Raw genomic sequence first — 21,797 nt, 5'->3', positions numbered from 1 at the left:
GCTGCTGTCAGGTATCTTTCTTACATAACTGGATGTGAGGCAAGTCACGCTGGGGGCGGCTCCGCTGCGGGGCGGATCGTCCAGTTCGTGGGACCGGCAACTCCGCCGGTCCGCCCCGATGGAAGGCAGTCCCCGAATGTCGCACCAGCAGAAGGACTTCCGCCCAGGCCGCATCATCCGTGTGGCGGCCGCATTCACATTGGGCCTGGCGATGATCGCCGGCCAAGGTCTGGTAGTGCCTGCTCTGGCCGCGCCGGGCTCCGGACAAGGTGACGGCGACACTCATAAAAGCGAAACTTCCTTCGATGCCGGACACTACATCGTGATGCTCAAAGACAAACCGCTGGCCACCTACACGGGCGGTGTGGCCGGGCTTCCCGGAACTGCCGTGTCAAAGGGTAAAAAGCTCGACGCCGCCGCCGCCAATTCACGGAAGTACTCCGAGCACCTTAAGTCCAAGCAGAACCAGCTCGCCGCCGCCAGGGGGGTGGCCGTCGCCGGGAGCTACACCCTGGCCGTCAATGGCTTCAGTGCCGATCTTTCGGCCCAGCAGGCACGGGCACTGTCCAAGGATGGTGGCGTAGCGGCCGTGGTCAAGGACACCCTGCATAAGGTGGACTACTCCAGCACCGATTTTCTAGGTCTGCCAGGCAACAACGGAGTCTGGGCCACGCAATACAAGGGCGCAGGCAATGCCGGCAAGGGCATCGTGGTTGGAATGCTGGACACCGGCTATACCCCGACTAATCCGTTCTTCGCCGGCCAAAAGGTCAAACCGCGCTCGGGCAACTCGCAGGTCGGAGAGCCGTACAAAGCAGCAGGCAACAAGATCGCCATGCTCAAGGCTGACGGCACCACCTTTGTGGGGGACTGTGAAACCGGTGACCACTTCGGCGGGAACGAGTGCAACAGCAAGGTCATCAGCGCACGCTTCTACGACGCAGCATTCAAGGCGGCTGTCCCGCCACAGCTGCGGGCACCGCAGGAATCCTATTCACCGCTCGACGTCGACAGCCACGGCTCGCACACTGCCAGCACTGCCGCCGGCAACAGCAATGTGACCCAGGTGGTTGGCGGCCGCACCTTCGGCAAGGGCTCGGGTGTTGCCCCGGCTGCGAAGATCGCCGTCTACAAGATCTGCTGGGAAGGCACCACCCCGGCGACTACGGGCTGCTTCGGGTCCAGCAGCGTGGAGGCCATCGAGGACGCCATCACCGACGGTGTGGATGTGCTGAACTACTCCATCTCAGGCAACAACGATTCCACTGAAGATCCCGTGTCCATTGCTTTCCTCAACGCCGCGGCTGCAGGTATTTTTGTCGCAGCTTCGGCGGGCAACTCCGGTGAACAGCCCAACTCCGTCAACCATGCCGGACCGTGGCTCACCAGCGTTGCGGCCTCAACCCACAACAACAGCCTGCGCGGCACGGTGGAACTTTCCAACGGCAACAAATATGCCGGCGCCAGCGTGATGAGCTCCGGAGTCACCGGCAAGCGGATCGCCTTGGCAGTGGCTGTGAAGGCAGCAGCCGCCGCGAATGCCAATGCCGCACTGTGTGCGCCGGGTACCCTGGATCCCGCAAAGACCGCGGGCAGGATTGTGGTCTGCGACCGCGGCGTTGTTGACCGTGTGGCCAAGAGCGCCGAGGTCAAGCGTGCCGGCGGCGTGGGTATGGTGCTCGTGAACCTGACGCCCAGCTCGCTGGATACGGACCTGCACAGCGTTCCCACGGTCCACCTGGACAGTCCCGAAATCAAGGCAGTCGTCCAGGCGGATCCCACTCTGACGGCCAATCTCGTGGCGACCGACACGAGCGGTAGGCCGGCACCGCCGGTGCCCCAGATTGCCGGATTCTCCTCGCGCGGGCCATCGCTCGCGTCCAACGGCGACCTGCTGAAGCCGGATGTCACGGCTCCGGGTGTCGCTGTACTTGCCGCAGTCTCACCGATCGGCGCGCGCGGCGAGAACTTCGGCTTCCTGTCAGGTACGTCCATGGCTTCCCCGCACATCGCCGGCTTCGGTGCCCTGCTGCTGGGCAGAAACCCGCTTTGGTCCCCGGCAACGGTGAAGTCCGCCATGATGACCACCGCCTACGATCTGGTTGATCCCAGCGGGGCCAAGGTCCATGATGTCTTCGCCCAGGGCGCGGGGCACATTGATCCGGCCCGCCTTGCCACACCGGGGCTGGTCTACGACGCCGGAATCGGAGACTGGGTCGGTTTCCTGCAGGGTCTTGGCAACGAACTGCATGTTGCGCCCATCGCCGCCAAGGATGTCAACCTGCCGTCCATCGGCCTGGGCCGCCTGACCGGCGCCCAGACTGTGACGCGAAGGGTGACGGCGCTGACGGCCGGAACGTACAGGGCCTCCGTGGAGGTTCCGGGCATCAACGCCGAGGTCACTCCATCCGTGCTGAGACTGAAGGAAGGCCAGACGGCAACCTTCAAGGTGGAGTTCACCAACACCAGCGCTGCACTGAACGAGTTCACCACAGGATCGCTGACGTGGACCTCTGCCACGAATACGGTCAGGTCCCCCGTGGCCGTCCGTCCCGTGACAGTCATTGCGCCTGAAAGCGTGGATGCGAGCTCCGGCGGAACGGGCAGCGTTGAGATCCCTGTCACCGCCGGTACTTCGGCGCCGATCGATATCACAGTGAAGGGGCTGGCCAAGGCCAACACCGCACCGATCAGTCTGGTGCCGGGCCCCGCCGCCAGCACCGCGAACGCCTCCAACGACGTCCGTGTCTTCAACGTCGCGGCCGGGACCTCGCTGGCGAAGTTCTCGGTGAACTCCGCGGATCCGGCGGCGGACTTCGATCTCTTTGTGTTTTCGCCGACGGGGGTTCAGCATACGTCGGCCACGGGCGCAGCCAGCGAATCGGTGTCTGTCACCGACCCGGAGGCCGGTAACTGGACTGTTGTCAGCAACCTGTTCGGCAGCCCCGGCAGTGTGGCGACAGCTGCCACCGTTGAGGCATTGCTCCTCGGCGGCGACGCGGGCAATTTGAAAGTCCTGCCGGACCCGCTGACTCTGGCCAACGGCCACTCCGGCAAGGTCACCGCCAGCTGGTCGGGGCTGGCAGCAGGCAACTGGGTTGCTGTCGTCCGTTTCGGCGACGGTGCTTCCACCCAGCTCAACCTGACGGTTAAGGCCCCCTAAAGAGCAACTCCAGCAGTACAAGTACGACGGCGGCTCGCACCTTGGGAGGGGCGGGCCGCCGTCGGGCGCTGTAAGGGTTCTTAGCCAGCGTTCTTGGCCATCGCTTCCGTCAGGAAGCTGAATTCGTGGCGGCTATCAGACCCATCATGGAGGTGTGCAGCTGCGCTACCTGTTCGCGGGTGAGGCCCAGCCTGGCCATCATGGCGCCGGGAACTTCCGTGGCCTGTTGGCGCAACGCCGCACCGCTGGGCGTGAGCTCCACAGCGAGGGACCGCTCATTTCCTTCCACCCGGCGGCGGGTGAGGTGCCCTGCGGCTTCGAGCCTGCGGAGTAGGGGCGAAATGGTGGCGGGTTCCTGGGCCAGGGCATGGCTGATTTCCCGGACGGTGCGGGGGCTCGATTCCCAGAGACACAGCATCACCAGGTATTGCGGGTGGGTGAGGCCCAGCCGGTCCAGCACAGGTTTGTAGGCGCCCACCACGCTTCTGGAAGCTACCGTCAGTGCGAAGCACAACTGGTGTTCCAGCAGGAGATCGTCATCCGTGGCCGGATTCCCGGACGTGGCTTCCGTGACATCAGTCATTCCAACTCCCTTCCAATAGTTAGTACACTAATCATTAGTGTACATTGGCGTCAGGAAGTTGGTTCTGATCAAGGAGTGGTAGGCAGTGGGAAGAGAAAACGCCTCACAGCGGTTCATGCGGGCAACCGGCAAGCTCCGGGCGATTTTCGGCCCGGCCAACCGCAGTTCCCTGGTTCACGACATGACCCAGGAAAACCGGAAGCTCCTTGCCCAGCGCGAGGCCGAAAGCCAGCAGTGGGAAACCCTGCACCGGCCGGACGGCAGCACCTACGTTGTGCCCAAGAACCCGGACGACAAATCACTCCGCTGAAGCCATCGATTGCTCCGTGACGGCCCTAATGCGGCTCCATAACGGCACTTACGGAGCAGTCGATCGCAGATCCTTTATCCGCCCCCGGGCGTAAAATAGGGGCACTGGCACCACTCGGTCCCGGTTTCGCTGGATCTGTCAGCAGGGAAGGGGGTGGGAATGTGGGACATGCATTGAGCGGCTTCATGCAGCGCACCGATAGGTTGCGGTTTTTCTTCGGCCCCGCAACACGGAGTGATACGGATACGCCGGTCGTACACAGGCATGACGACTTCGAGCTGGCCTCGGAGGAGGATCTGGCCCACTTTGAAGTGGAGACCGATTCTGAAGGCCACCACTACGCAGTCCGCAGGGACGACCCCAAGTAGCGCGGCCTAGCGGCCGGTGCCGCCGTAAACGGTTGCTTCGTCCTCGCTGTCCAGCTCGAATGCCTTGTGGATGGCGCGGACGGCGTCATCCAGGAGGTCGGCGTGCGTCACCACGGAGATGCGGATCTCCGAAGTGGAGATCATGTTGATGTTGATTCCCGCTGCCGACAGAGCAGCGAAGAATCTGGCCGAGACGCCGGGATGTGAGCGCATGCCTGCACCGATCAGTGACAGCTTGCCGATCTTCTCGTTGTACTCGATGCTCTCAAAACCGATTTCCTGCTGTGCCGCACGCAGGGCGTTCAGGGCGTCAGCGCCTTCAACAATGGGCAGCGTGAAGGAAATATCGGTCCGGCCCGTGCCGTGGGTGGACACGTTCTGGACGATCATGTCGATATTCGAGTGGGCGTCTGCGATCACTTGGAAAATCGCGGCAGCCTTGCCGGGGATGTCCGGCACGCCTACCACGGTGACCTTGGCTTCGGAGCGGTCGTGTGCAACGCCGGAGATGATTGGCTGCTCCAAGGCAACTCCTTCTTGAGTGGTGATTTTGTCATCGGCGCTGGGCATAACCCAGGTGCCTTCGTTCTGGCTGAATGAGGAACGGACATGCAGCGGCACGCCGAAGCGCCGCGCATACTCAACGCACCGCAGGTGAAGGATTTTGGCGCCGGACGCGGCCAACTCCAGCATTTCCTCACTGGAGATCCGGTCGATCTTCTGGGCTGTCGGGACCACGCGGGGATCAGCGGTGTAAATGCCGTCCACATCGGTGTAGATCTCGCAGACGTCCGCTTCCAGCGCGGCGGCGAGGGCTACGGCCGTGGTATCCGAGCCGCCGCGGCCCAGCGTGGTGATTTCGTTGGTAGCGCGGCTCATGCCCTGGAAGCCGGCAACAATGGCGATGTGCCCCTTGTCCAGGGCGGTGCGGATGCGGTGGGGATCGACGTCGATGATCCGGGCTTTGCCGTGGATGCCGTCGGTGATCATGCCGGCCTGGGAGCCGGTGAAGGACTGGGCGGAGGCGCCGAACTTGTTGATGGCCATGGCCAGCAGGGCCATGGAGATGCGCTCGCCGGCGGACAGGAGCATGTCCATCTCGCGGGCCGGGGCAGAGTCGGTGACCTGGGTTGCAAGATCCAGGAGCTCGTCAGTGGTGTCTCCCATGGCGGAGACAACCACAACAACCTCGTTGCCGTCGTTCTGGGCATCCACCACCCGCTTGGCAACCCGCTTGATTCCTTCGGCATCGGCAACAGAGGATCCGCCGAACTTCTGCACAATGAGCTGCTTGGTGACGGCGGCGGGGGCAGGCTTCTCCTGTGGCTGCGGTTCGGTTGTCATTTCGGTAGTGGGCATACTCATGCGCGCACCTTCACTGAATCTATCGGCGTTCTGGGGCCAGGCGGCCATACGGCGCGACGGCGTAACTTGTCAGCCCAGTTTATCGCCGACTGCCGCCCGGCGTTGAATTGTGACCGAATCTTAGCCCGCGGGTGGATTCCGGCGCCGGAAGGCCCGGCGTACGATCAGATAGTCAGTATGCATTGAAATATTCGGGGGACAGGTGTTCGAAGCATGGCAGTAATTGAGGAAGCGGCGGCAGGCCAGCCGCAGGCAGCCGGCAGGAAATCCGGCGGCATCACCGCGACGGCCGTGAGCCGAAGTTTTGGTTCAGTCCACGCCGTCGAAAACATGGATTTCCATGCTCCGGCCGGCAAGGTCACGGCCCTGATCGGGCCCAACGGAGCCGGCAAGACCACGCTGCTCCTGATGCTGGCGTCGTTGCTGGCGCCTGATTCGGGCTCCATCGCCATCGGAGGACTGGACCCGCAGGACCACCGCGCCGAAGTTCGCATGCAGGTCGGTTGGATGCCCGACACCCTGGGCGTCTGGGAGTCGCTGACGGCGCGTGAGATCCTCACCCAGATGGCCCGTTTCTATCGGCTTCCCAAGGCCGGAATCGCTCCCCGGGTGGCTGAGATGCTGGAACTGGTACGCCTTGAGGAGCTGGCGGACCAGCCGGCACGGGTGCTGTCCCGCGGCCAGCAGCAGCGGCTCAGCCTGGCTCGTGCCCTGATCCACGATCCGTCCGTGCTGCTCCTCGACGAACCGGCCTCCGGCCTCGATCCGGGATCCAGGGTGGAACTGCGCAATATGCTCCGTCGGCTTGCTGCTGCCGGCAAGGCAGTGGTGGTTTCATCACACGTGCTTAGCGAACTGGACGAAATCGCGGACGGTGCGGTGTTCGTCAACCAGGGCCGCACGGTCAGGCAGCAGACCGTTGAGGAAGCGTCCGCCACGGGCCGGCGCTACGCCATCGCTGCTTCCAACGGGCCGGCCCTGGCGGCCAAACTCACCGAACTCGGGCTGGCGTTCCGTAACGAGAACGGACGGCGCCCGGCTGTCAGCCTCATGCTGATGAATGACGACGACGCCGCGCGCCTCCTCCGGGAACTGGTACTGGCGGACGTTGTGGTCAGTTCCTTCGCTCCCGCCTCGGGTGCCCTTGAAGAGACGTACATGAACCTCGAAGGGGGACGACGATGATCCAGACGACCGAAATCCAGCCGCATCCGGCTGCCGCACCGTCAGGCGCGGCCAAGTACTTCGGCGGCATCCGGGACGTTGTGGTCCTGGAGCTGAAGCAGCGGATGCGTTCTCGCGGTTGGTACATCATGCTTGGCATCTGGTTCGTTCTGACCGGCATCGTCACGTGGCTGACGTGGGCCAGCTGGAATGCCAGCCAGGAGATGCAGCGCGGTTATGCGGAATACGTGCCTGCCCAGCCCGCCGGCCCCGGGTCCATGATCTTTGAGGTGGTGCTGGCGTTTGTGCTGCTTTTTGCGCTGCTCGTGGCGCCCGCCCTGTCCGCCAACGCCGTTAACGGGGACCGCGCCGGCGGTACTCTGGCGATTCTGCAGATCACGCTGCTGACCCCGGGCCAGCTGCTGTGGGGCAAGTTCTTCGCGGCCTGGCTGGCCGCCCTCGCATTCCTGGCGGCCAGCACACCGTTCCTGATCATCGGGGTGGTGCTGGGCGGGATGACTCCCGGTCACGTATTTGTGGCGCTCCTGATGCTGGCCATTGAAGTCGGTGTTGTCTGCGCCGTGGGGGTGGGGATTTCAGCGCTCGCAGGTCGTCCGCTGTTTTCGATCGTGATCACGTATCTGGCGGTCGCCGGGCTGGTGTTCGGCACGCTCATTGCGTTCGGGCTGGGCGTCGGGCTGACGCAGGGTTCGGTGATGGCCAACCAGCCACAGTACGGGAACTACGCCGAGGCCGCGCCTGGGATTGGCACGCCGGAATACACCTGTGCCGGCCCGCTCCGCGAGCAAAGCGCCGCCCATACTGAGCGCATTGCCTGGCTGCTGGCCATGAACCCGTATGTGGTGGTGGCCGATGCCATTCCATACCCTGACCGGACGGGTCAGCAGGGCTACTACCCGGGCGGCACGATCGAAAGCATCAGCCAGGGTGCACGCTTCGTTCTGGCCGGGCCTGAGGGCACTTACCCGTGTGCCAACGGAGAGCCGAAACCGCAATATCTTGGGCAGACCACACCTATGTGGCCGCTGGGCCTTGGCCTGCAGCTGGCGCTGTCCGCGCTGCTGATGTGGCTCGGCTGGCGTTCGCTGCGGACACCGGCGCACAAGCTGGCCCGGGGGACCAGGATCGCCTAGACCTTAGGGTCATTCCCCACCTCTGGACATGCCCTTGGCCCGGCACCACGATCGGACGTATGGCCAACACGTCGCTTCGTGACTGCTGGCGCTGGGCATGTCCATCGGATTGGAGGCTCGTAGGGTGGCCGAAGATCAAGACCACAATGGACCTTGGCCCTCTGGCTGGCTGCTTCCGCTGTGATACTGGCGTCCTGGGGAATGGGTGTCTTGTTCATGATGGTTATCCTGCTGGCGGTGAGGCGGGCCGCCATCAGCTGATCCTGGTTGGCCGGTCAAGGCGGTACCGCCATGCCGGCAACCCTTTACCTCCGCTGCCCTGCCCCAACGGAAAGAAATGGTCCTGGGCGAAGCCCAGACTTTCCAGCAGGTTCCGGGAAGCGGTGTTGGGTTCGTATACACCGGCATAAACCGTTCTGATATCCCGGTTCGAGAACAACCAATGCAGCATGGCAGCGGCGGCCTCCCGGCCGTAGCCTTTGCCGTGCTGGTCCGGGTGGAGGACGTAGCCCAGGCTTGAATAGTCCGAAGGAATCTTGCCTGGCAATGGCGGCTCCGAAGTGTTCCACGTCCGGCAGTCGCCTATTAGCTCGCCCGTTGCCCTCAGTACAACGGCCCAGCCGAAGTGGAACCACTCGGGTGTTGACGCCTCCGCATGTTTTACCAGTTCGACCAGCCGGGCGCGGTTTTCCTCGGGGGACAAGGCATCGTGGGACAGGTACAGGGTGGCGCCATGGTGACCGCGGAAGCGGTGGACGGCGCCGGCGTCGTCGCTCGTTAGAAGACGCAATTCCAGGCGTTCGGTGAGGATCGGGGTGATCTGGTCCATGGTCACGGCCCGCGCTATCGGATCACGTCAGGGCGTTGCGGCGGCCTTCGAAGGCTCGGCCGAGTGTGACTTCGTCCGCGTATTCGAGGTCCCCGCCCACCGGCAGACCGGAGGCGAGTCTGGTGACGGCGATACCGATTGATTTGAGCATGCGCGCCAAATACGTTGCGGTGGCTTCGCCCTCAAGGTTGGGGTCTGTGGCAATGATGATTTCCTGGATGGCGCCGTCGTTGAGCCGGGTGAGGAGTTCGCGGATCCGCAGCTGTTCCGGGCCGATTCCGGCGATCGGGTTAATGGCCCCGCCCAGCACGTGGTACCGGCCACGGAAGGACCGGGTCCGCTCAACGGCGAGGACGTCCTTGGACTCTTCCACCACACAGATGATGGACGGATCGCGGCGCGGGTCCCGGCAGATATTACACAGCTCCTGCTCGGTGACATTGCCGCAGGCTGTGCAGAATTTCACTCGTTCCTTGACCATGGTGATGGCGTCCACCAGGCGTTTCATGTCCTGGGGATCGGCTTCGAGGATGTGGAAGGCCAGCCGCTGGGCGGACTTGGGCCCCACGCCGGGAAGGCGGCCGAGCTCGTCGATCAGCTCTTGAACTGCACCTTCGTACACAATTTCCTCGTTAACTGGACTGGGATGTTTGGTGGGTCAGGCCAGCTCAGAAGCGGGCCGGCAACGGGCTGCCGTCGAGGGAACGTTCCTCGATCAGCTTTCCGCCTAGAATACGCTCCACGGCGGCCCGGCCAAAGACTCCCGATTCCTCAATGGTTTCATCGTCGGCGCTGGGGATGTCCTGGACGTACTTTGTACCGGCGACAGCCGTGCGCGCCGGGGCCTTGGCGCGTCCGGCCTCGGCCTCGGGGCTGTTGGACAGGCGTTGGTACAGGCTCTGCCGGGCGGCGGCTGCCGACGGCGAGGTGGCAGGCGCCGCTTCCAGCGGAGCTGCCGGAGCCGGTGCGGCTGCCATGGCGTAAACGGGTGCCTCTGCCGGAGCCGGAGCCGCCTGCGGCATCTGGGCTGCGGCCGGTTCGTAGTGCGGCGCGGCGGGCTCTGGCGTGGCGGCCTGTTCCGAATCTTGCACCGGGGGCCTGGAATATGAGCCGACGTTGGTGCCAGCGCCGATGAGCCACACACCCGGTGCCTGCTCTACCGCGCGGGCCCACTGATCCTGGGAGGTATCCGGCTTTTCGGCTGCAACGGGTGAAACCGACGTGGCCGACTTGGGTCTGGACGTGGTGCGTGTCCTGGCGGCAGGCTTGGCCGTGCTGGTCTTCTCTGTGTCGGCCGGGGCCGTTGCAGGCATGGATTGAACGGGCGCCGAGGGATCCCAGTCCATGGGCGGTTCCTCGTCCAGCGGCGGGGCGTCCTCGTCCCGTGGGGGGCCCCAGTCGCCGTCCGAGTACGAAGAAGATCCCGCAGTCTCGGATTTCTGATCTGGTTCCACAGATGTTGGCTCGGCTCGGGCCGCTTCGCCTGCCCCGGATGGGGATTCAGGTGCGGCTTCCGCCGGTGGTGCGGCCGAAGTCGGCGCCGCCGAAGAAAGCGAGGCCGATGGTAGCGATGCCGGTGGCGTCGCCCGCGATTCGTAAGCCGTGGCTTCTGGCTCTGCTGCGGGAAGCGGTGCTGGTGCCGGAGCCACGGGTGGAACTGCGGCCGCCGAGGGACTCTGCTCCTCGGGCGTCAGGCCCCAGCCGGCATCGGTGGACGTGACCGGGACATCCCGGCTAGCGGGTGCTTTTGGGTTTGGCTCAGAGCTCGCTGAACCCTCTGCGCCACCGGCAACCGCCGTGATCTGGCAGTCGATGCCGATGGTTTTGTGGATTGCCTGACGCAGGTTCTCGGAATGGTCGGCCCGGCCGAAGGCACCGGCGAGGCCGGGGGTAGTGAAGGCCAGCGTCAGGACCTGGCCGTCGAACTGGCCCACCTGGGCGTTGGGCTCAACGAGCGCCCAGGTGCTGCGCTTGATTTTCGAGAGCGTCTGCAGGACTTCCGGCCAGGCCCGGCGAAGGACCTCGACGTCGGCACTTGAGCTTGCTGGAGCGGGTGTGACCGCTGGTGATAGGGCTTGTCGAGATCCAGGGGTTTCGGCAGGCTCAACCACCGGTGCGGGCGCGGGCCGGGTTTCGACGTCCGGTGATCGAGCTTGTCGAGATCCAGTGGGTTCTGCGGGCTTGGTTCCAGCTGCCTCGTCCACTGGCCAGTCGTTGGTGCTGATCCGTGGTGCGGTGAGCGGCTGGCGTGTCTCCGCCGCTGGGGGTTCGACGGGCTCAACCGCCGGTGCCGGTGTGGGCCGGGCTGCGGCCTCTGGCGATCGATCTTGTCGCGGTGCGCGGGTTGCCACAGGCTCAACCATCGGGGCGGGGGTTTGCGCAGGCCGTTCCCCATCAGGCGCAGCCACCGGGGCGGCGACAGGCGCAACGGCCGTTGCGGGAGCACCGACGTCGTTCCCGGCATAGTTCAGCCGGCGCTCAACGCGGTCAATCCGGGCGGCAATGCCGCGTTCCGTCTGTTCCGAGCTGGGCAGCAGGATGCGGGCGCAGAGCAGCTCAAGATGCAGGCGGGGTGACGTGGCGCCGGTCATTTCGGTGAGGGCGGTGTTGGTGACGTCCGCGGCGCGGGACAGTTCGGCGGCGCCGAGGTTATGGGCTTGGTTCTGCAGCCGGGCGATCTGGTCCGCCGGCACACCGCGGAGGATAGTCTGTGCGCTCTCCGGCATGGCCTGCACAATGATGAGGTCGCGGAAGCGCTCCAGCAGGTCCTCCACAAAGCGGCGGGGATCATGGCCGGTCTGGATGACGCGGTCCACGGCGCGGAACACCGTGACGGCGTCGGAGGCGGCCACGGCTTCGATGACATCATCCAGCAGGGAAGCGTGGGTGTAGCCGAGCAGCGCGACGGCGAGCTCGTAGTTCAGACCGTCCGCTCCGGCGCCGGCCATCAGCTGGTCCAGTACGGACAGCGAGTCACGGACGGAGCCGCCGCCGGCACGGATCACCAAGGAAAGCACGCCAGGTGCGACCGGAACGTTTTCCTGGTTGCAGAGCAGTTCCAGGTAAGCCATGAGGGGCTCGGGCGGCACCAGCCGGAAGGGGTAGTGGTGGGTGCGCGACCGGATGGTGCCGATGACTTTGTCCGGCTCCGTGGTGGCGAAGATGAACTTGATGTGTTCCGGCGGCTCTTCGACGATCTTCAACAGGGCGTTGAAGCCGGCCGAGGTGACCATATGGGCCTCATCGATGATGAAGATCTTGTAGCGGTCGCGGACCGGGGCGTAGGTGGCACGCTCGCGGAGATCCCGGGCGTCGTCCACACCGCCGTGGCTGGCGGCGTCGATCTCGATGACGTCCAGGGAACCCGAGCCGCCGCGGGCCAGCTCGATGCAGCTGGGGCATTTTCCGCAGGGCGTATCCGTAGGCCCATCGGCGCAGTTCAGGCAGCGGGCAAGGATGCGGGCGGACGTGGTTTTGCCGCAGCCGCGGGGTCCGGAGAAGAGATAGGCGTGGTTCACGCGGTTCTTGCGCAGGGCCGTCATGAGCGGCTCCGTGACGTGTTCCTGCCCGATAACGTCCGCGAAGGAATCGGGGCGGTACCTGCGGTAAAGAGCGGTAGTAACAGTCACAGGGAAAACCTACCTATAGGGACTGACATTTAAATAAGAGACCCCTCATGCACCCGCCAGAGCCCATCTACCCTTGCTACCTTCCGGTCCTGGGGGAGTTCAACAGGATGACGCCACATGAGGGGCCGTCGACAAGCTTACCCGAAGTTCCGGCGCCCCTCGAATCCGCTGGCCCACAAGGATTACAGATGTACGACGCGGCCGGCTGCGGTCAACGGGCAAGCCCGCGCTCGAGTGGATCCTGGACCGCTACCAAGTCACCACGCACAAGGAATCGCAGATCAGCAACGACCCCAACGACTACTGCCGTGAGGTGGGCGACCCCCGCTACATCATCGACCTCATCAAGCGGATCGTCACGGTGTCGGTGGAGACGAATAGGATCGTGAGAAACTTGCCGCACTTGGAGATTGCTGAATGAATGACGAAAAGAAACCGTCGCCGGCGTCCGAACTGATCGATACGGCGATCAGCTTCGCCAGCAGATTGTCCAAGGCTCGTGGTGACCAGCTCCACAGGAAAAATCCGGACGCGTCTGTTGAGAAGCTCGTGACGATTCTGGACCGTGATTTCGTGAACCTCATGACCGGACAGGGTGTTGCCACGGGTATTACTGCGGCGGTCCCCGGGGTTGGAACAGCGGTGGCGTTGGCCGTGTCTGGCGGCGAAGCTGTCGCGACAATGAACTGGACGGCCTTGTACGTGCTGGCGCTGGCGGAGGTTCACGGCGTCACGATCACCGACATCGAGCGGAAGCGGACCTTGTTGCTGTCCGTCCTGCTCGGTGGGTCGGCCCAGGGCGCCACCGCAAAGGTGGCAGGGCGCACGGGGAAATTCTGGTCCACAAAGATCGTTCAAAAAGTTCCTACGGGGAAGGCGACCGAACCCCTGGGGCTTACCGGCTTTCCGACGTAACGATTACCGGATCGGCCCACCGGCCGCCGTCTCCCGGAGACGTGCACAGCGACATGACCGCCCTGCTCGATTTCATCAACGAGGACGTTGACCAGAACTACGAACTTCTGAAGATAGCACTTGCCCATCATCGATTCGTGTGGATCCACCCGTTTGGAAATGGCAACGGGCGCGTCGGCAGGCTGCTGACATATGCGGCAATGAGGCGGCAAGGATTCTCCGAAGCCGTGGGTTACAGAGCGCTGAACCCCACCGCGGTCTTTGGCGACAACAGAGAAATGTACTACGAGAGGTTGGGGGACGCTGATTCGCTGGAGCCTGAGGCCCTGATCCGCTGGTCAAGTTATGTTCTGGAAGGGCTGATTGCGGATCTCGGAAAATTGTCGCTTTTGGGAAAACAGGACTTTGTGACCGAGGGCCTATTGCTGCCGGCGATTTCCCGGGGTCTTAGATCAGCACGCTTCACGGCCGAAGAGGCAAAGGCTCTGGCTATCATCGCGCGCAAAATTGAGGCGAAGGCCGCCCACCTTGAAGAAGCGTTTCCGGGGTCCCGGGCAACGCGAAGCCAAAGCATCAGAAGGCTGTTAGACCGAGGCATCATAGAACCGATAGGGGACGGAAAACGCACCTACCGGCTTCGGCTGGCACCCAGCGAGCTGACCACTCTCCTGGTCCGGCAACTCGACGAAATGCGCTTCCTGCCGCGGATTCTGCGTGACGCTGAATGAACAAGCCGATCACCGACACCCGTCAACCGGCCAGCTCATGAACGCCGGCTCCTCGTAAGGGTGCGCCGCCCGGAGGGCCTGTACAACGCCGTCGAGCATTCCGTCTTCAACCACGCACTCAATCCGTAGTTCCGGCACCTGCTCGGCCAAGCCGACACGGCCGATGAAGGGCGTCGCGCCGGGCAGGGGAGCGAACCGCCCCGTGCCCGGAGTGGTAAACGAGCAGTGTGAATAGTCACCGATCCTCCCTGCGCCGGCGTCGCCGATTGCTGCCAGAACGGCGTCGGCATGGGAAGCGGGAACGTAAGCCACCAGGGCATGCAACCGGGTCATGCAGCAATACTGCCAGCAACCTGAGTGTAAGCGCTGACACTTTTCATTGCTTATCGGCTCATCAGGGCGGACTATAGGTATGTACACCGAATGGGGCAATCTCAAGATTGTGAGCCGCAGGGCCTGGGTGGGAGGGCCGGACCCGGCAGCTCAACGGTGTTACCGGAGGAATGGGCGCATTGGGGGCGTCCATTTTGACGTTAAGCAGTGAACCCGACAGTCGGCGGCCCTGATCCGAGCGATTCCCGGCCGATCCGCTCAATTGGGTGATGCCGAAAAGTTCAGGTATTCTAGTATCTGCTTTTGATTCAGAAGCAACTGGAGAATTCGCCTAGCGGCCTATGGCGCACGCCTGGAACGCGTGTTGGGTTAACGCCCTCGGGGGTTCAAATCCCCCATTCTCCGCGCTTGGCCCCGGTCCTTGGACTGGGGCCTTTCTGCGTTCGGGGCCCTTTTGCGTCCGGGGGTGTTGAACCCGCCGCGAGCTACTGCGCGAGCTACGCCGCGAGACCGAGCCGGCGGATCCGCTGCCGGGCGGCTTGCTCGCTGGGACCAACTTTCCCCAGTGCAAGATGCACGACGCCCAGAGTCACCCTTGTTGCCAGTCTCACCGGCAGGGGTATGGGACCTAGCCGCGCCGTCCGGAGTCCGAGCATCTCGCGGTACTTCGGTTCCAGGCTGGTCACCGCCGCCGCGAAGAGGATCCGGTAGCCGGGCCGGAGCGCCGGGTGTAGTGGCGGGTTGCGGATGAAGGCCACGGTCTCGGCCACCTTGCCGTCGGAGCGGAGGTCGCCGTCGTCATACCACTTATCCAGCTGTTGACGCATCTCAGCCTCGCTGAGCGGGGGAGCAGCCACGCCCATAAGCTGGCCGGCCTGTGCCCATTCGCGGACATAGGCGTCCGGGCCGCCGGGAATGCTGCGTCCCCAGATCTTGTGGGCGGAGAGGAAGGCATCGGTAAAGGCGATGTGTACCCAGCGGAGGAGCTCGGGATCGTTGGCGTAGTAGCTGCGCGGGACGCCGTGGCCGTCCACGTAGCCGCCGCGGACGGATTCATGCAGGCGCAGCACCCCGTTGGAGGCCTCGCGCGCCGCAGTTGTGGAGCCGTAGGAGACGGTGAAGATCCAGCGGATAGTTCGAGCGAGTCTGCCGAGAGAGTCCTCACGGAAGTTCGAGTGATCGTAAACGCCTGCCAGTACGCCCGGATGCAGGGCCTGCATAAGCAGTGCCCGGATGCCGCCAACGATGGTTGGCATTGCGCCGTGAACAGCCCAGACGGCCGAGCCGGGCAGGTGGTAGCCGGCGTCGTCACCCTCCGCGAGCCGCAGCACCCAATCCGGGGCAGATTCCGGGTGCCCGGTAAATGCCCGCTTGAGTTCGGCCTGCCATTCCCTCAGGAAATTGCGCATGTTCCATTGTTGCGCACCGGTGGCGGACGGGTGCAGCCATCGTGTCACCCGGCGAGATCGCGGGTGCAGCCCGCATCGTGACGTCGCGATACGGGCCGCACGCGATTTCGGGCGGTCAGTCAGCCGGGAGAACGGCCTTCCGGCGGCGGGACGGCGCCGCCGCGACCAGCAGGGCCGCAATCGCCACCGCCGCGCTCAGGATCAGGCCGGGGCGGTACTGCGCCAGCATGGCAGCCGCGTCAACGGCCGACATGGCACCGGAACCAGACGGGCCGGAACCGGCGGCGGAAGCACCGCCGTCGGACGCGTTGCCGCTACCGCTGACCAGGGCGGTGGTGACCGCCAGAACCAACGCGGCTCCCACCTGGGTACTTGTCTGGATGAGACCGGCTGCCAGGCCCTGCTCTGAATTTCTGATGCCGGCAGTGGCCTGGACATTGATGGACGGGAAGGCTAGCGCGAAGCCGATGCCCAGCAGCACCACGGAAGGCAGGATGTCCAGCGCATAGTTGGGAGTAGTCCCCACCCGCAGGAACAACACATAGCCGAGAGCGAGCGACCCCAGCCCGGTCAGGATCAGCCGGGTGGCACCAAATTTCTCAATGAGCCGGTCAGCGAACGGCGCGCTCGACGCCACCAGCAGTCCTGCCGGCAACAGGGCCAGTGCCATGTTGAGCGGACTCCAGCCGAGCACCGTCTGCAGGAACAGGGTGACGATGAACTGGAAGCTCAGGTATGAACCGAACAGGCCCACGGCGCTCAGGTTGGCCCGCGCCACCCAGCCTTCCTTCAAAATACTGAAGCGGATCAACGGATGCTTCACACGGTTTTCGATCACTGCAAACGCCGCCAGCACGGCCACGGAAACCACGAACCCGGCGATAGTTGCCACAGATCCCCAGCCCTTCTCCGGTGCCGAAACCAGCGTGTAAACCAGGCCCAGCATGCCGAGCGCCAAGGTTACGGCGCCCCAGACATCGTGCCCGCTGTCCTGCTGCTGGTCTGCCGGGTTGTCCTTCGGAATGAACTTCCGGGCAAGAAATACAACGGCGACGGCGATCGGCACCGAAACCAGGAACGTCCACCGCCAGCTCATGGTGGTCATCAGCCCGCCCACCACCAGGCCCAGGGAGAATCCGCTGGCGCCAAAGGTGGTGAATATGGAAAGCGCACGGTTGCGTTCGCGACCCTCCGCGAAGTTGGTGGTGATGATGGAGAACCCGGTGGGTGCCGTGAATGCCGCGGCCAGTCCCTTGACGAAGCGGGTTGCGATGAGGAGGGTGGGGTTGTCCACCAGTCCGCCCAGCAGCGAGGCTGCAGCGAAGACGCTGAGGGCGATGAGGAATATACGACGGCGGCCCAACAGGTCCGCCATCCGCCCGCCAAGGAGGAGGAGACTTCCGTAGCCGAGCACATACCCGGAGACGATCCATTGCAGCGAATCGGTTCCCAGATTGAGTTCGCGGCCGATGGAGGGCAAAGCCACGCCCACCATCGAGACGTCCAGGCCGTCGAGGGCAAGCACGGTGCACAGAACCAGGAGCAGCATCCACTGTGCGCGGGTCCAGCGGACGGGGGTGTGACGTTCCCCGGCTGATCTTCTAAGGGTGGAAAGTGAGGTCATAGCGATCAATGTATATGACATGTCATTCAATGACAAGGAATATTATGACGTGGATTTTATTTTCGTCATGAACTAGAATCTCTGCATGGCAACACCCCAGGACCGGCAACTCGTTGAGGAATGGCGCAGCATCCAGAGCGCCTACTTCCGGACCGCCGGTGCAATCGACCGCGAGCTTGAAGCAAGATTCAGTATCGGCCTTAACGAATTCGAGATCCTGGACCTCGTGGCGGACAGCACCGAATCGGCCTGCCGCATGAAGCAGCTCGGCGAACGTACGCCCATGACCCAGAGCGCCATGTCCAAGGTGGTGGACCGGCTGCAGAAGGCCGGTCTGATCAGCAGGCATTCCTGCGAGGACGACCGCCGCTCGCTGTTCCTGGAACTGACCGATGCCGGCCGTACCCTCCATGCGAACGCCGCGGTGGCACACCGTGAGCTGCTGAAAGAGAACCTGGCCTGACGGAAGACGAAGCGGACCCCCCGTTTTAGGGGGTTCCCTCACCATTCGTATTGTGGTCACATTGGAAGACGCCGGTAGAGATTGGCTTCTGGCGGGTCACGTTCAGGAGAATTGTGTGGGGACTCACGGCGGCATCGGTTCGACAGCGCGGATAAGCGGCCCAGGCCGTCTGGTTCTGCGCGGTCTTTCGGCGTCCGTGGTCGTGGCACTTTCCATTTTTGCGTTTGGCTTCCGGGGACCTGCGGATTCCTTGGACAGCACACGAGCGGCCCCGACCGCTGCCCCCAGCGGCGTGGTTGGCCCGGGCCTCCTGGATCCGGGGCAAGCATTCTCCGGACGTGACGTGCCGGGCGATCTCACCGCTGATTCGTTGGCGAAACTTTCGTATGGCCGTACCGCGGTAGACACGACGTCCGAGGCAGCCGTTGCCAAGTCCAACGTAACGGCCAGGACTCCGGGCGTGGCCTCTGCGGTCCTGAAGCGCCCTGCGAACGGGTTCCTGATGGCCCCGTTGGAATTGCTCAACCCCACTTCCCCTTTCGGGTTCCGGCGCAGCCCGATCACCGGCGAGGCCGGTGAATTTCATTGGGGCCAGGACTTTGCGGCTGCCTGCGGCACTCGTGTCTATTCCGCTGATGCGGGCATAGTGAGGGCTGTGGGATGGCATCCGTGGGGCGGCGGCAACCGTGTAGAGATTGACCACGGCGACGGGCTCATCACCACTTACAACCACCTTCAGGGAATCTCCGTCAAGACGGGCGATCCCATCCGCGTGGGCGAGATCATCGCCAAGGTCGGCACAACCGGCTCCTCCACCGGATGCCACCTCCATTTTGAAGTGATCAAGAACGGCAAACACGAGAACCCGCTGAACTGGACTCTGATTCCCATCAGCCAGCTGGAGCCGCTGGTGCCGACCGTCATGACGAGTTACGATCCCGCGACGGCCAGTGCCGCCGGCTGGGCCATTCCCGTGGCTGCCGGCCCGGCTGACAATAGAGCGCCAGTGGGTCCGGCAGCGTCTGCGGCCAAACCCAGGCCGGCCGCGAGCTCCAAGCCCAGTCTGTCGACAAGCTCTTCCTCCAAGCCGACGGTCACGGTGAAGCCGAAGCCCGCCACCAAAACCACGGCGACTCCGACACCGACACCGACACCGACACCGACACCGACACCGACGCCGACGCCGACTCCCGCCGTGACGCCGACCCCGACGCCGACCCCGACGCCGACTCCCGCCGTGACGCCGACCCCGACGCCGACCCCTACGGTGACGCCTACCGAGACCCCGACGCCTACCCCGACGCCGACCCCTACGGTGACGCCTACCGAGACCCCGACGCCTACCCCGACGCCTACCGTGATTCCGACCCCCACGGCCACGCCGACGGAAACCGTTACAGCCACCCCCACCGCCGCGCCTTAGCAGAGGGTCACAACACCGCACCCACGGCGCTGCCGGGCATGGGTTCGCGCACCGGCAGCAGCCAACAGGAATGCGCCGGTAGTCTTGGCTGTTGGAAACATGACCAACTTAGCGAGGAAAAGCCCTGTGACTTCCCTGTACTCCATCCCGCTCACACTCAACGACGGCACCGAAACTGACTTCGGCCGTTTCAAAGGCAATGTGGTGCTGGTGGTCAATGTGGCGTCGCGGTGTGGCTTCACATCCCAGTACGGCGGACTGGAAGCACTGTACGAAAAATTCCAGGACAAGGGCCTCGAGGTCCTGGGCGTGCCCTGCAACCAGTTCGCAGGTCAGGAACCGGGCAGCGACGACGAGATCGCGGAGTTCTGCGAGCGCAACTTCGGCGTGACATTCCCGCTGACCGTCAAGGCCAACGTCCGCGGCAAGGACCTGCACCCGCTCTACGCCGAACTCACCAAATTCAAGATCAGTGTGCTTCCGGGCCTGGTGAAATGGAACTTTGAGAAGTTCCTGGTAAACCGCGACGGCGAAGTCGTGGCGCGCTTTGCTCCCACTGTTGAGCCTGACTCGGCTGAGGTTATTGACGCCATCGAGAAGGCGCTCGGCTGACAGTAGCGGCGGGCTGCCGCCCCAGACTGCCCGGGCGTTTGCCGGCACTGCCCACCAGTATTGTTTCCACCGTCGTTACGCCGTGTCCGGCGAGGTCCCTGGCAATGAACTCATGCCGCTCACTTCGAGATTCCGCAGCCACGCGGCCACGTGCAGATTCGCGATGCCGTGGCCGCGAATACGCCATGCCCTGCGGGGAGCCGGACAGGGCACGTCCGGCCGCGTCGAGATCCGCGGCGGCGCTCAGCCGGGCTTCGTCCGCCAACGGCGCGATGATTGAACCATCCGTCCTGGCCAGCCCGGGCGCTGGCCCCGTTGCTGACGTCGGCTGAAGCCTCGCCGCTTCTTCGTGGCTGAGTCCGCCCAGCCGGCGGTTCGACGAGTCCGAGAAGACTTTGATGATGGTCTGCGCCGCGACTGAAGTGTTGGCCGCTGTGGCTGACCGCGGCGTGACGGGGGAAAACTACGCCATCTCCATCCGCCCGGAGCGCCTCAAATTCAGGTCTGCTGCGGGAGCCGAAAACGGTGGTGAAGCCACGCTTGTTTCCTCCACCAACCTCGGCGCCAGCATCCGCCACCGGCTCACTGCCGGGGGCCACGAGCTCCAGCTGCGCGAGCCGAGCCCGGACGCCGCCGTCGTCGACTTTTTCAACATGCCTGCAAGCGTTAAGACATTGTTAGCCAAATGTCTGATTGGATGAAGTGTACTGAGAGGTACAAGGGAAGCGCCGCTTCCCACCAACCGCGAAGGCAGCAATGGAGCTCATCGAGGCCGAACACCCCCGGCCACGCCACTTTTTACTCCACCTGAGCGACCCCCACTTGTTGGGAGGTCCGGACCCCCTCCATGGCGCAGTGGACAGTGAAGCCCGCCTCATCCAGCTTTTCGAAGAGGTCCTTGCCTCCGGCGCCCGCCCGGAAGCCGTGATTTTCACCGGCGATCTGGCAGACCAGGGCGATCCCGAGGCCTATGCCAAACTCCGGGCCATTGTGGAACCCGCCTGCAAGGCTCTCAAAGCCAAGGTCATCTGGGCCATGGGCAACCACGACAACCGGGCCAACTTCCGCACCGGCCTGCTGGACCAGCCCGCCGACGATTCCCCCGTGGACCACAGCTACTTCATCAACGGACTCCGCGTCATCACCATGGACACGTCGGTTCCGGGTTTTCATCATGGCGAACTCAGCGACGCCCAGCTCGAATGGCTGTCCGCGGAACTGGCAACTCCTGCTCCGGACGGCACCATCCTGGCGCTCCACCACCCGCCGGTCCCCTCCGTGCTGGACCTCGCCGTTCTGGTGGAACTCCGCGGCCAGGCCGCGCTGGCCGCTGTGCTGCGCAACTCGGACGTCCGCACAATCCTGGCGGGCCACCTGCATTATTCGACGACGGCGAGCTTCGCCGGCATCCCGGTGTCCGTTGCGTCCGCCACGTGTTACACCCAGGACCTCAACGTGGCAGTCGGCGGAACGCGCGGCCGCGACGGCGGGCAGGCGTTCAACCTGGTGCACGTGTATGAGCACACGATCGTGCATTCGGTTGTGCTGCTCGGCAGTACCCCCACAGTAGGGGAGTATGTCAGCCCGGCGGAGACGCAACGGCGGCTAGCGGCGGCCGGCATCCGCATCCCTAGGAAGGCGAAACCCGAGGGTGTGGCGAAGACGCCGTCCCGCCGTCCGATCCTCACACGCAAGTAACCTGTGATTGAGCCTGCCGAAATCGCT

The 21,797-nt window shown here is 64.1% G+C and carries 20 protein-coding genes, 1 tRNA gene and 1 other RNA gene; 13 read left to right on the top strand and 9 right to left on the bottom strand.

Annotated elements, in window-relative coordinates; all coding sequences use genetic code 11:
* Positions 1–136: 136 nt before the first annotated feature.
* Complete coding sequence (locus V3C33_04650) at positions 137–3,163, top strand: S8 family serine peptidase (protein ID XAS68599.1); 3,027 nt, start codon at positions 137–139, stop codon at positions 3,161–3,163.
* 109 nt (positions 3,164–3,272) lie between these two features.
* On the opposite strand, the gene V3C33_04645 is transcribed toward V3C33_04650, so the two are convergent.
* A complete protein-coding gene (locus tag V3C33_04645; protein ID XAS68598.1) occupies positions 3,273–3,746 on the bottom strand; it encodes a MarR family transcriptional regulator in 474 nt (157 codons plus the stop codon).
* A gap of 85 nt (positions 3,747–3,831) precedes the next feature.
* On the opposite strand from V3C33_04645, the gene V3C33_04640 reads away from it, so the two are divergent.
* Positions 3,832–4,056, top strand: coding sequence for a hypothetical protein (locus V3C33_04640; protein XAS68597.1), 225 nt, complete (start codon positions 3,832–3,834; stop codon positions 4,054–4,056).
* 161 nt (positions 4,057–4,217) lie between these two features.
* Complete coding sequence (locus tag V3C33_04635; GenBank protein ID XAS68596.1) at positions 4,218–4,424, top strand: hypothetical protein; 207 nt, start codon at positions 4,218–4,220, stop codon at positions 4,422–4,424.
* Between the two features lie 6 nt (positions 4,425–4,430).
* On the opposite strand, the gene V3C33_04630 is transcribed toward V3C33_04635, so the two are convergent.
* Positions 4,431–5,789, bottom strand: coding sequence for an aspartate kinase (locus V3C33_04630; GenBank protein XAS68595.1), 1,359 nt, complete (start codon positions 5,787–5,789; stop codon positions 4,431–4,433).
* Between the two features lie 213 nt (positions 5,790–6,002).
* Between V3C33_04630 and V3C33_04625 the strand changes: the two genes are divergently transcribed.
* Positions 6,003–6,974 carry an ABC transporter ATP-binding protein gene (locus V3C33_04625; GenBank protein ID XAS68594.1) on the top strand — a complete coding sequence of 324 codons (972 nt, stop codon included), beginning with the start codon at positions 6,003–6,005 and terminating at the stop codon, positions 6,972–6,974.
* Positions 6,971–8,107 (top strand): ABC transporter permease subunit, encoded by a 1,137-nt coding sequence (locus tag V3C33_04620; GenBank protein ID XAS68593.1) that lies wholly within the window; start codon positions 6,971–6,973, stop codon positions 8,105–8,107. Before V3C33_04625 ends, V3C33_04620 begins: the two co-directional genes overlap by 4 nt.
* Before the next feature lie 253 nt (positions 8,108–8,360).
* Here V3C33_04620 and V3C33_04615 read toward each other — a convergent pair whose 3' ends face one another.
* The 4 genes from V3C33_04615 to ffs all read right to left on the bottom strand — a co-directional run bounded on the left by V3C33_04615 (position 8,361) and on the right by ffs (position 12,695).
* A complete protein-coding gene (locus V3C33_04615) occupies positions 8,361–8,936 on the bottom strand; it encodes a GNAT family N-acetyltransferase (GenBank protein XAS69642.1) in 576 nt (191 codons plus the stop codon).
* A 22-nt stretch (positions 8,937–8,958) separates the two neighbouring features.
* Entirely contained in the window at positions 8,959–9,558 is a 600-nt protein-coding gene (gene recR, locus V3C33_04610) for a recombination mediator RecR (protein ID XAS68592.1), read from the bottom strand.
* 46 nt (positions 9,559–9,604) lie between these two features.
* Positions 9,605–12,565, bottom strand: a complete 2,961-nt coding sequence (locus tag V3C33_04605) for a DNA polymerase III subunit gamma and tau (GenBank protein XAS68591.1) — start codon at positions 12,563–12,565, stop codon at positions 9,605–9,607.
* Positions 12,566–12,598: 33 nt separating this feature from the next.
* Positions 12,599–12,695, bottom strand: an RNA gene (ffs, locus tag V3C33_04600) — signal recognition particle sRNA small type.
* A 287-nt stretch (positions 12,696–12,982) separates the two neighbouring features.
* Here ffs and V3C33_04595 point away from each other — a divergent pair.
* Both V3C33_04595 and V3C33_04590 read left to right on the top strand, forming a co-directional pair.
* Complete coding sequence (locus V3C33_04595) at positions 12,983–13,480, top strand: hypothetical protein (GenBank protein ID XAS68590.1); 498 nt, start codon at positions 12,983–12,985, stop codon at positions 13,478–13,480.
* Entirely contained in the window at positions 13,399–14,208 is an 810-nt protein-coding gene (locus V3C33_04590; protein XAS69641.1) for a Fic family protein, read from the top strand. Before V3C33_04595 ends, V3C33_04590 begins: the two co-directional genes overlap by 82 nt.
* A 9-nt stretch (positions 14,209–14,217) precedes the next feature.
* Here the strand turns inward: V3C33_04590 and V3C33_04585 are convergent, their stop codons facing one another.
* On the bottom strand, positions 14,218–14,541 hold the full coding sequence (locus V3C33_04585) for a hypothetical protein (GenBank protein ID XAS68589.1): 324 nt from the start codon (positions 14,539–14,541) through the stop codon (positions 14,218–14,220).
* A gap of 320 nt (positions 14,542–14,861) precedes the next feature.
* On the opposite strand from V3C33_04585, the gene V3C33_04580 reads away from it, so the two are divergent.
* Positions 14,862–14,946 (top strand) — tRNA-Ser (locus V3C33_04580).
* A gap of 92 nt (positions 14,947–15,038) precedes the next feature.
* Here V3C33_04580 and V3C33_04575 read toward each other — a convergent pair.
* Entirely contained in the window at positions 15,039–15,950 is a 912-nt protein-coding gene (locus tag V3C33_04575) for an oxygenase MpaB family protein (GenBank protein ID XAS68588.1), read from the bottom strand.
* 115 nt (positions 15,951–16,065) lie between these two features.
* Positions 16,066–17,499, bottom strand: a complete 1,434-nt coding sequence (locus tag V3C33_04570; GenBank protein XAS68587.1) for an MFS transporter — start codon at positions 17,497–17,499, stop codon at positions 16,066–16,068.
* Positions 17,500–17,659: 160 nt separating this feature from the next.
* On the opposite strand from V3C33_04570, the gene V3C33_04565 reads away from it, so the two are divergent.
* The 5 genes from V3C33_04565 to V3C33_04545 all read left to right on the top strand — a co-directional run bounded on the left by V3C33_04565 (position 17,660) and on the right by V3C33_04545 (position 21,770).
* Positions 17,660–18,037 carry a MarR family transcriptional regulator gene (locus V3C33_04565; protein XAS68586.1) on the top strand — a complete coding sequence of 126 codons (378 nt, stop codon included), beginning with the start codon at positions 17,660–17,662 and terminating at the stop codon, positions 18,035–18,037.
* A gap of 115 nt (positions 18,038–18,152) precedes the next feature.
* Positions 18,153–19,460, top strand: coding sequence for a M23 family metallopeptidase (locus V3C33_04560; protein XAS68585.1), 1,308 nt, complete (start codon positions 18,153–18,155; stop codon positions 19,458–19,460).
* A 126-nt stretch (positions 19,461–19,586) separates the two neighbouring features.
* Positions 19,587–20,072, top strand: coding sequence for a glutathione peroxidase (locus tag V3C33_04555; protein ID XAS68584.1), 486 nt, complete (start codon positions 19,587–19,589; stop codon positions 20,070–20,072).
* 398 nt (positions 20,073–20,470) lie between these two features.
* A complete protein-coding gene (locus tag V3C33_04550; GenBank protein ID XAS68583.1) occupies positions 20,471–20,773 on the top strand; it encodes a TOBE domain-containing protein in 303 nt (100 codons plus the stop codon).
* Between the two features lie 55 nt (positions 20,774–20,828).
* Positions 20,829–21,770: a phosphodiesterase gene (locus V3C33_04545; GenBank protein ID XAS68582.1), complete on the top strand. Its 942-nt coding sequence runs from the start codon at positions 20,829–20,831 to the stop codon at positions 21,768–21,770.
* Positions 21,771–21,797 lie beyond the last annotated feature (27 nt).

This window comes from Micrococcaceae bacterium Sec5.7, assembly GCA_039636785.1.
GTDB lineage: Bacteria > Actinomycetota > Actinomycetes > Actinomycetales > Micrococcaceae > Arthrobacter.
This window is presented reverse-complemented; position numbering and strand designations above follow the sequence as displayed.

Excerpts from the sequence above, each read along its gene's own strand:
- V3C33_04650 (XAS68599.1), top strand. The coding sequence starts at position 137 with ATGTCGCACCAGCAGAAGGACTTCCGCCCAGGCCGCATCATCCGTGTG.
- V3C33_04645 (XAS68598.1), bottom strand. The coding sequence starts at position 3,746 with ATGACTGATGTCACGGAAGCCACGTCCGGGAATCCGGCCACGGATGAC.
- V3C33_04630 (XAS68595.1), bottom strand. The coding sequence starts at position 5,789 with ATGAGTATGCCCACTACCGAAATGACAACCGAACCGCAGCCACAGGAG.
- V3C33_04625 (XAS68594.1), top strand. The coding sequence starts at position 6,003 with ATGGCAGTAATTGAGGAAGCGGCGGCAGGCCAGCCGCAGGCAGCCGGC.
- V3C33_04620 (XAS68593.1), top strand. The coding sequence starts at position 6,971 with ATGATCCAGACGACCGAAATCCAGCCGCATCCGGCTGCCGCACCGTCA.
- V3C33_04615 (XAS69642.1), bottom strand. The coding sequence starts at position 8,936 with ATGGACCAGATCACCCCGATCCTCACCGAACGCCTGGAATTGCGTCTT.
- V3C33_04595 (XAS68590.1), top strand. The coding sequence starts at position 12,983 with ATGAATGACGAAAAGAAACCGTCGCCGGCGTCCGAACTGATCGATACG.
- V3C33_04585 (XAS68589.1), bottom strand. The coding sequence starts at position 14,541 with ATGACCCGGTTGCATGCCCTGGTGGCTTACGTTCCCGCTTCCCATGCC.
- V3C33_04575 (XAS68588.1), bottom strand. The coding sequence starts at position 15,950 with ATGCGCAATTTCCTGAGGGAATGGCAGGCCGAACTCAAGCGGGCATTT.
- V3C33_04570 (XAS68587.1), bottom strand. The coding sequence starts at position 17,499 with ATGCTGCTCCTGGTTCTGTGCACCGTGCTTGCCCTCGACGGCCTGGAC.
- V3C33_04565 (XAS68586.1), top strand. The coding sequence starts at position 17,660 with ATGGCAACACCCCAGGACCGGCAACTCGTTGAGGAATGGCGCAGCATC.
- V3C33_04550 (XAS68583.1), top strand. The coding sequence starts at position 20,471 with ATGATGGTCTGCGCCGCGACTGAAGTGTTGGCCGCTGTGGCTGACCGC.
- V3C33_04545 (XAS68582.1), top strand. The coding sequence starts at position 20,829 with ATGGAGCTCATCGAGGCCGAACACCCCCGGCCACGCCACTTTTTACTC.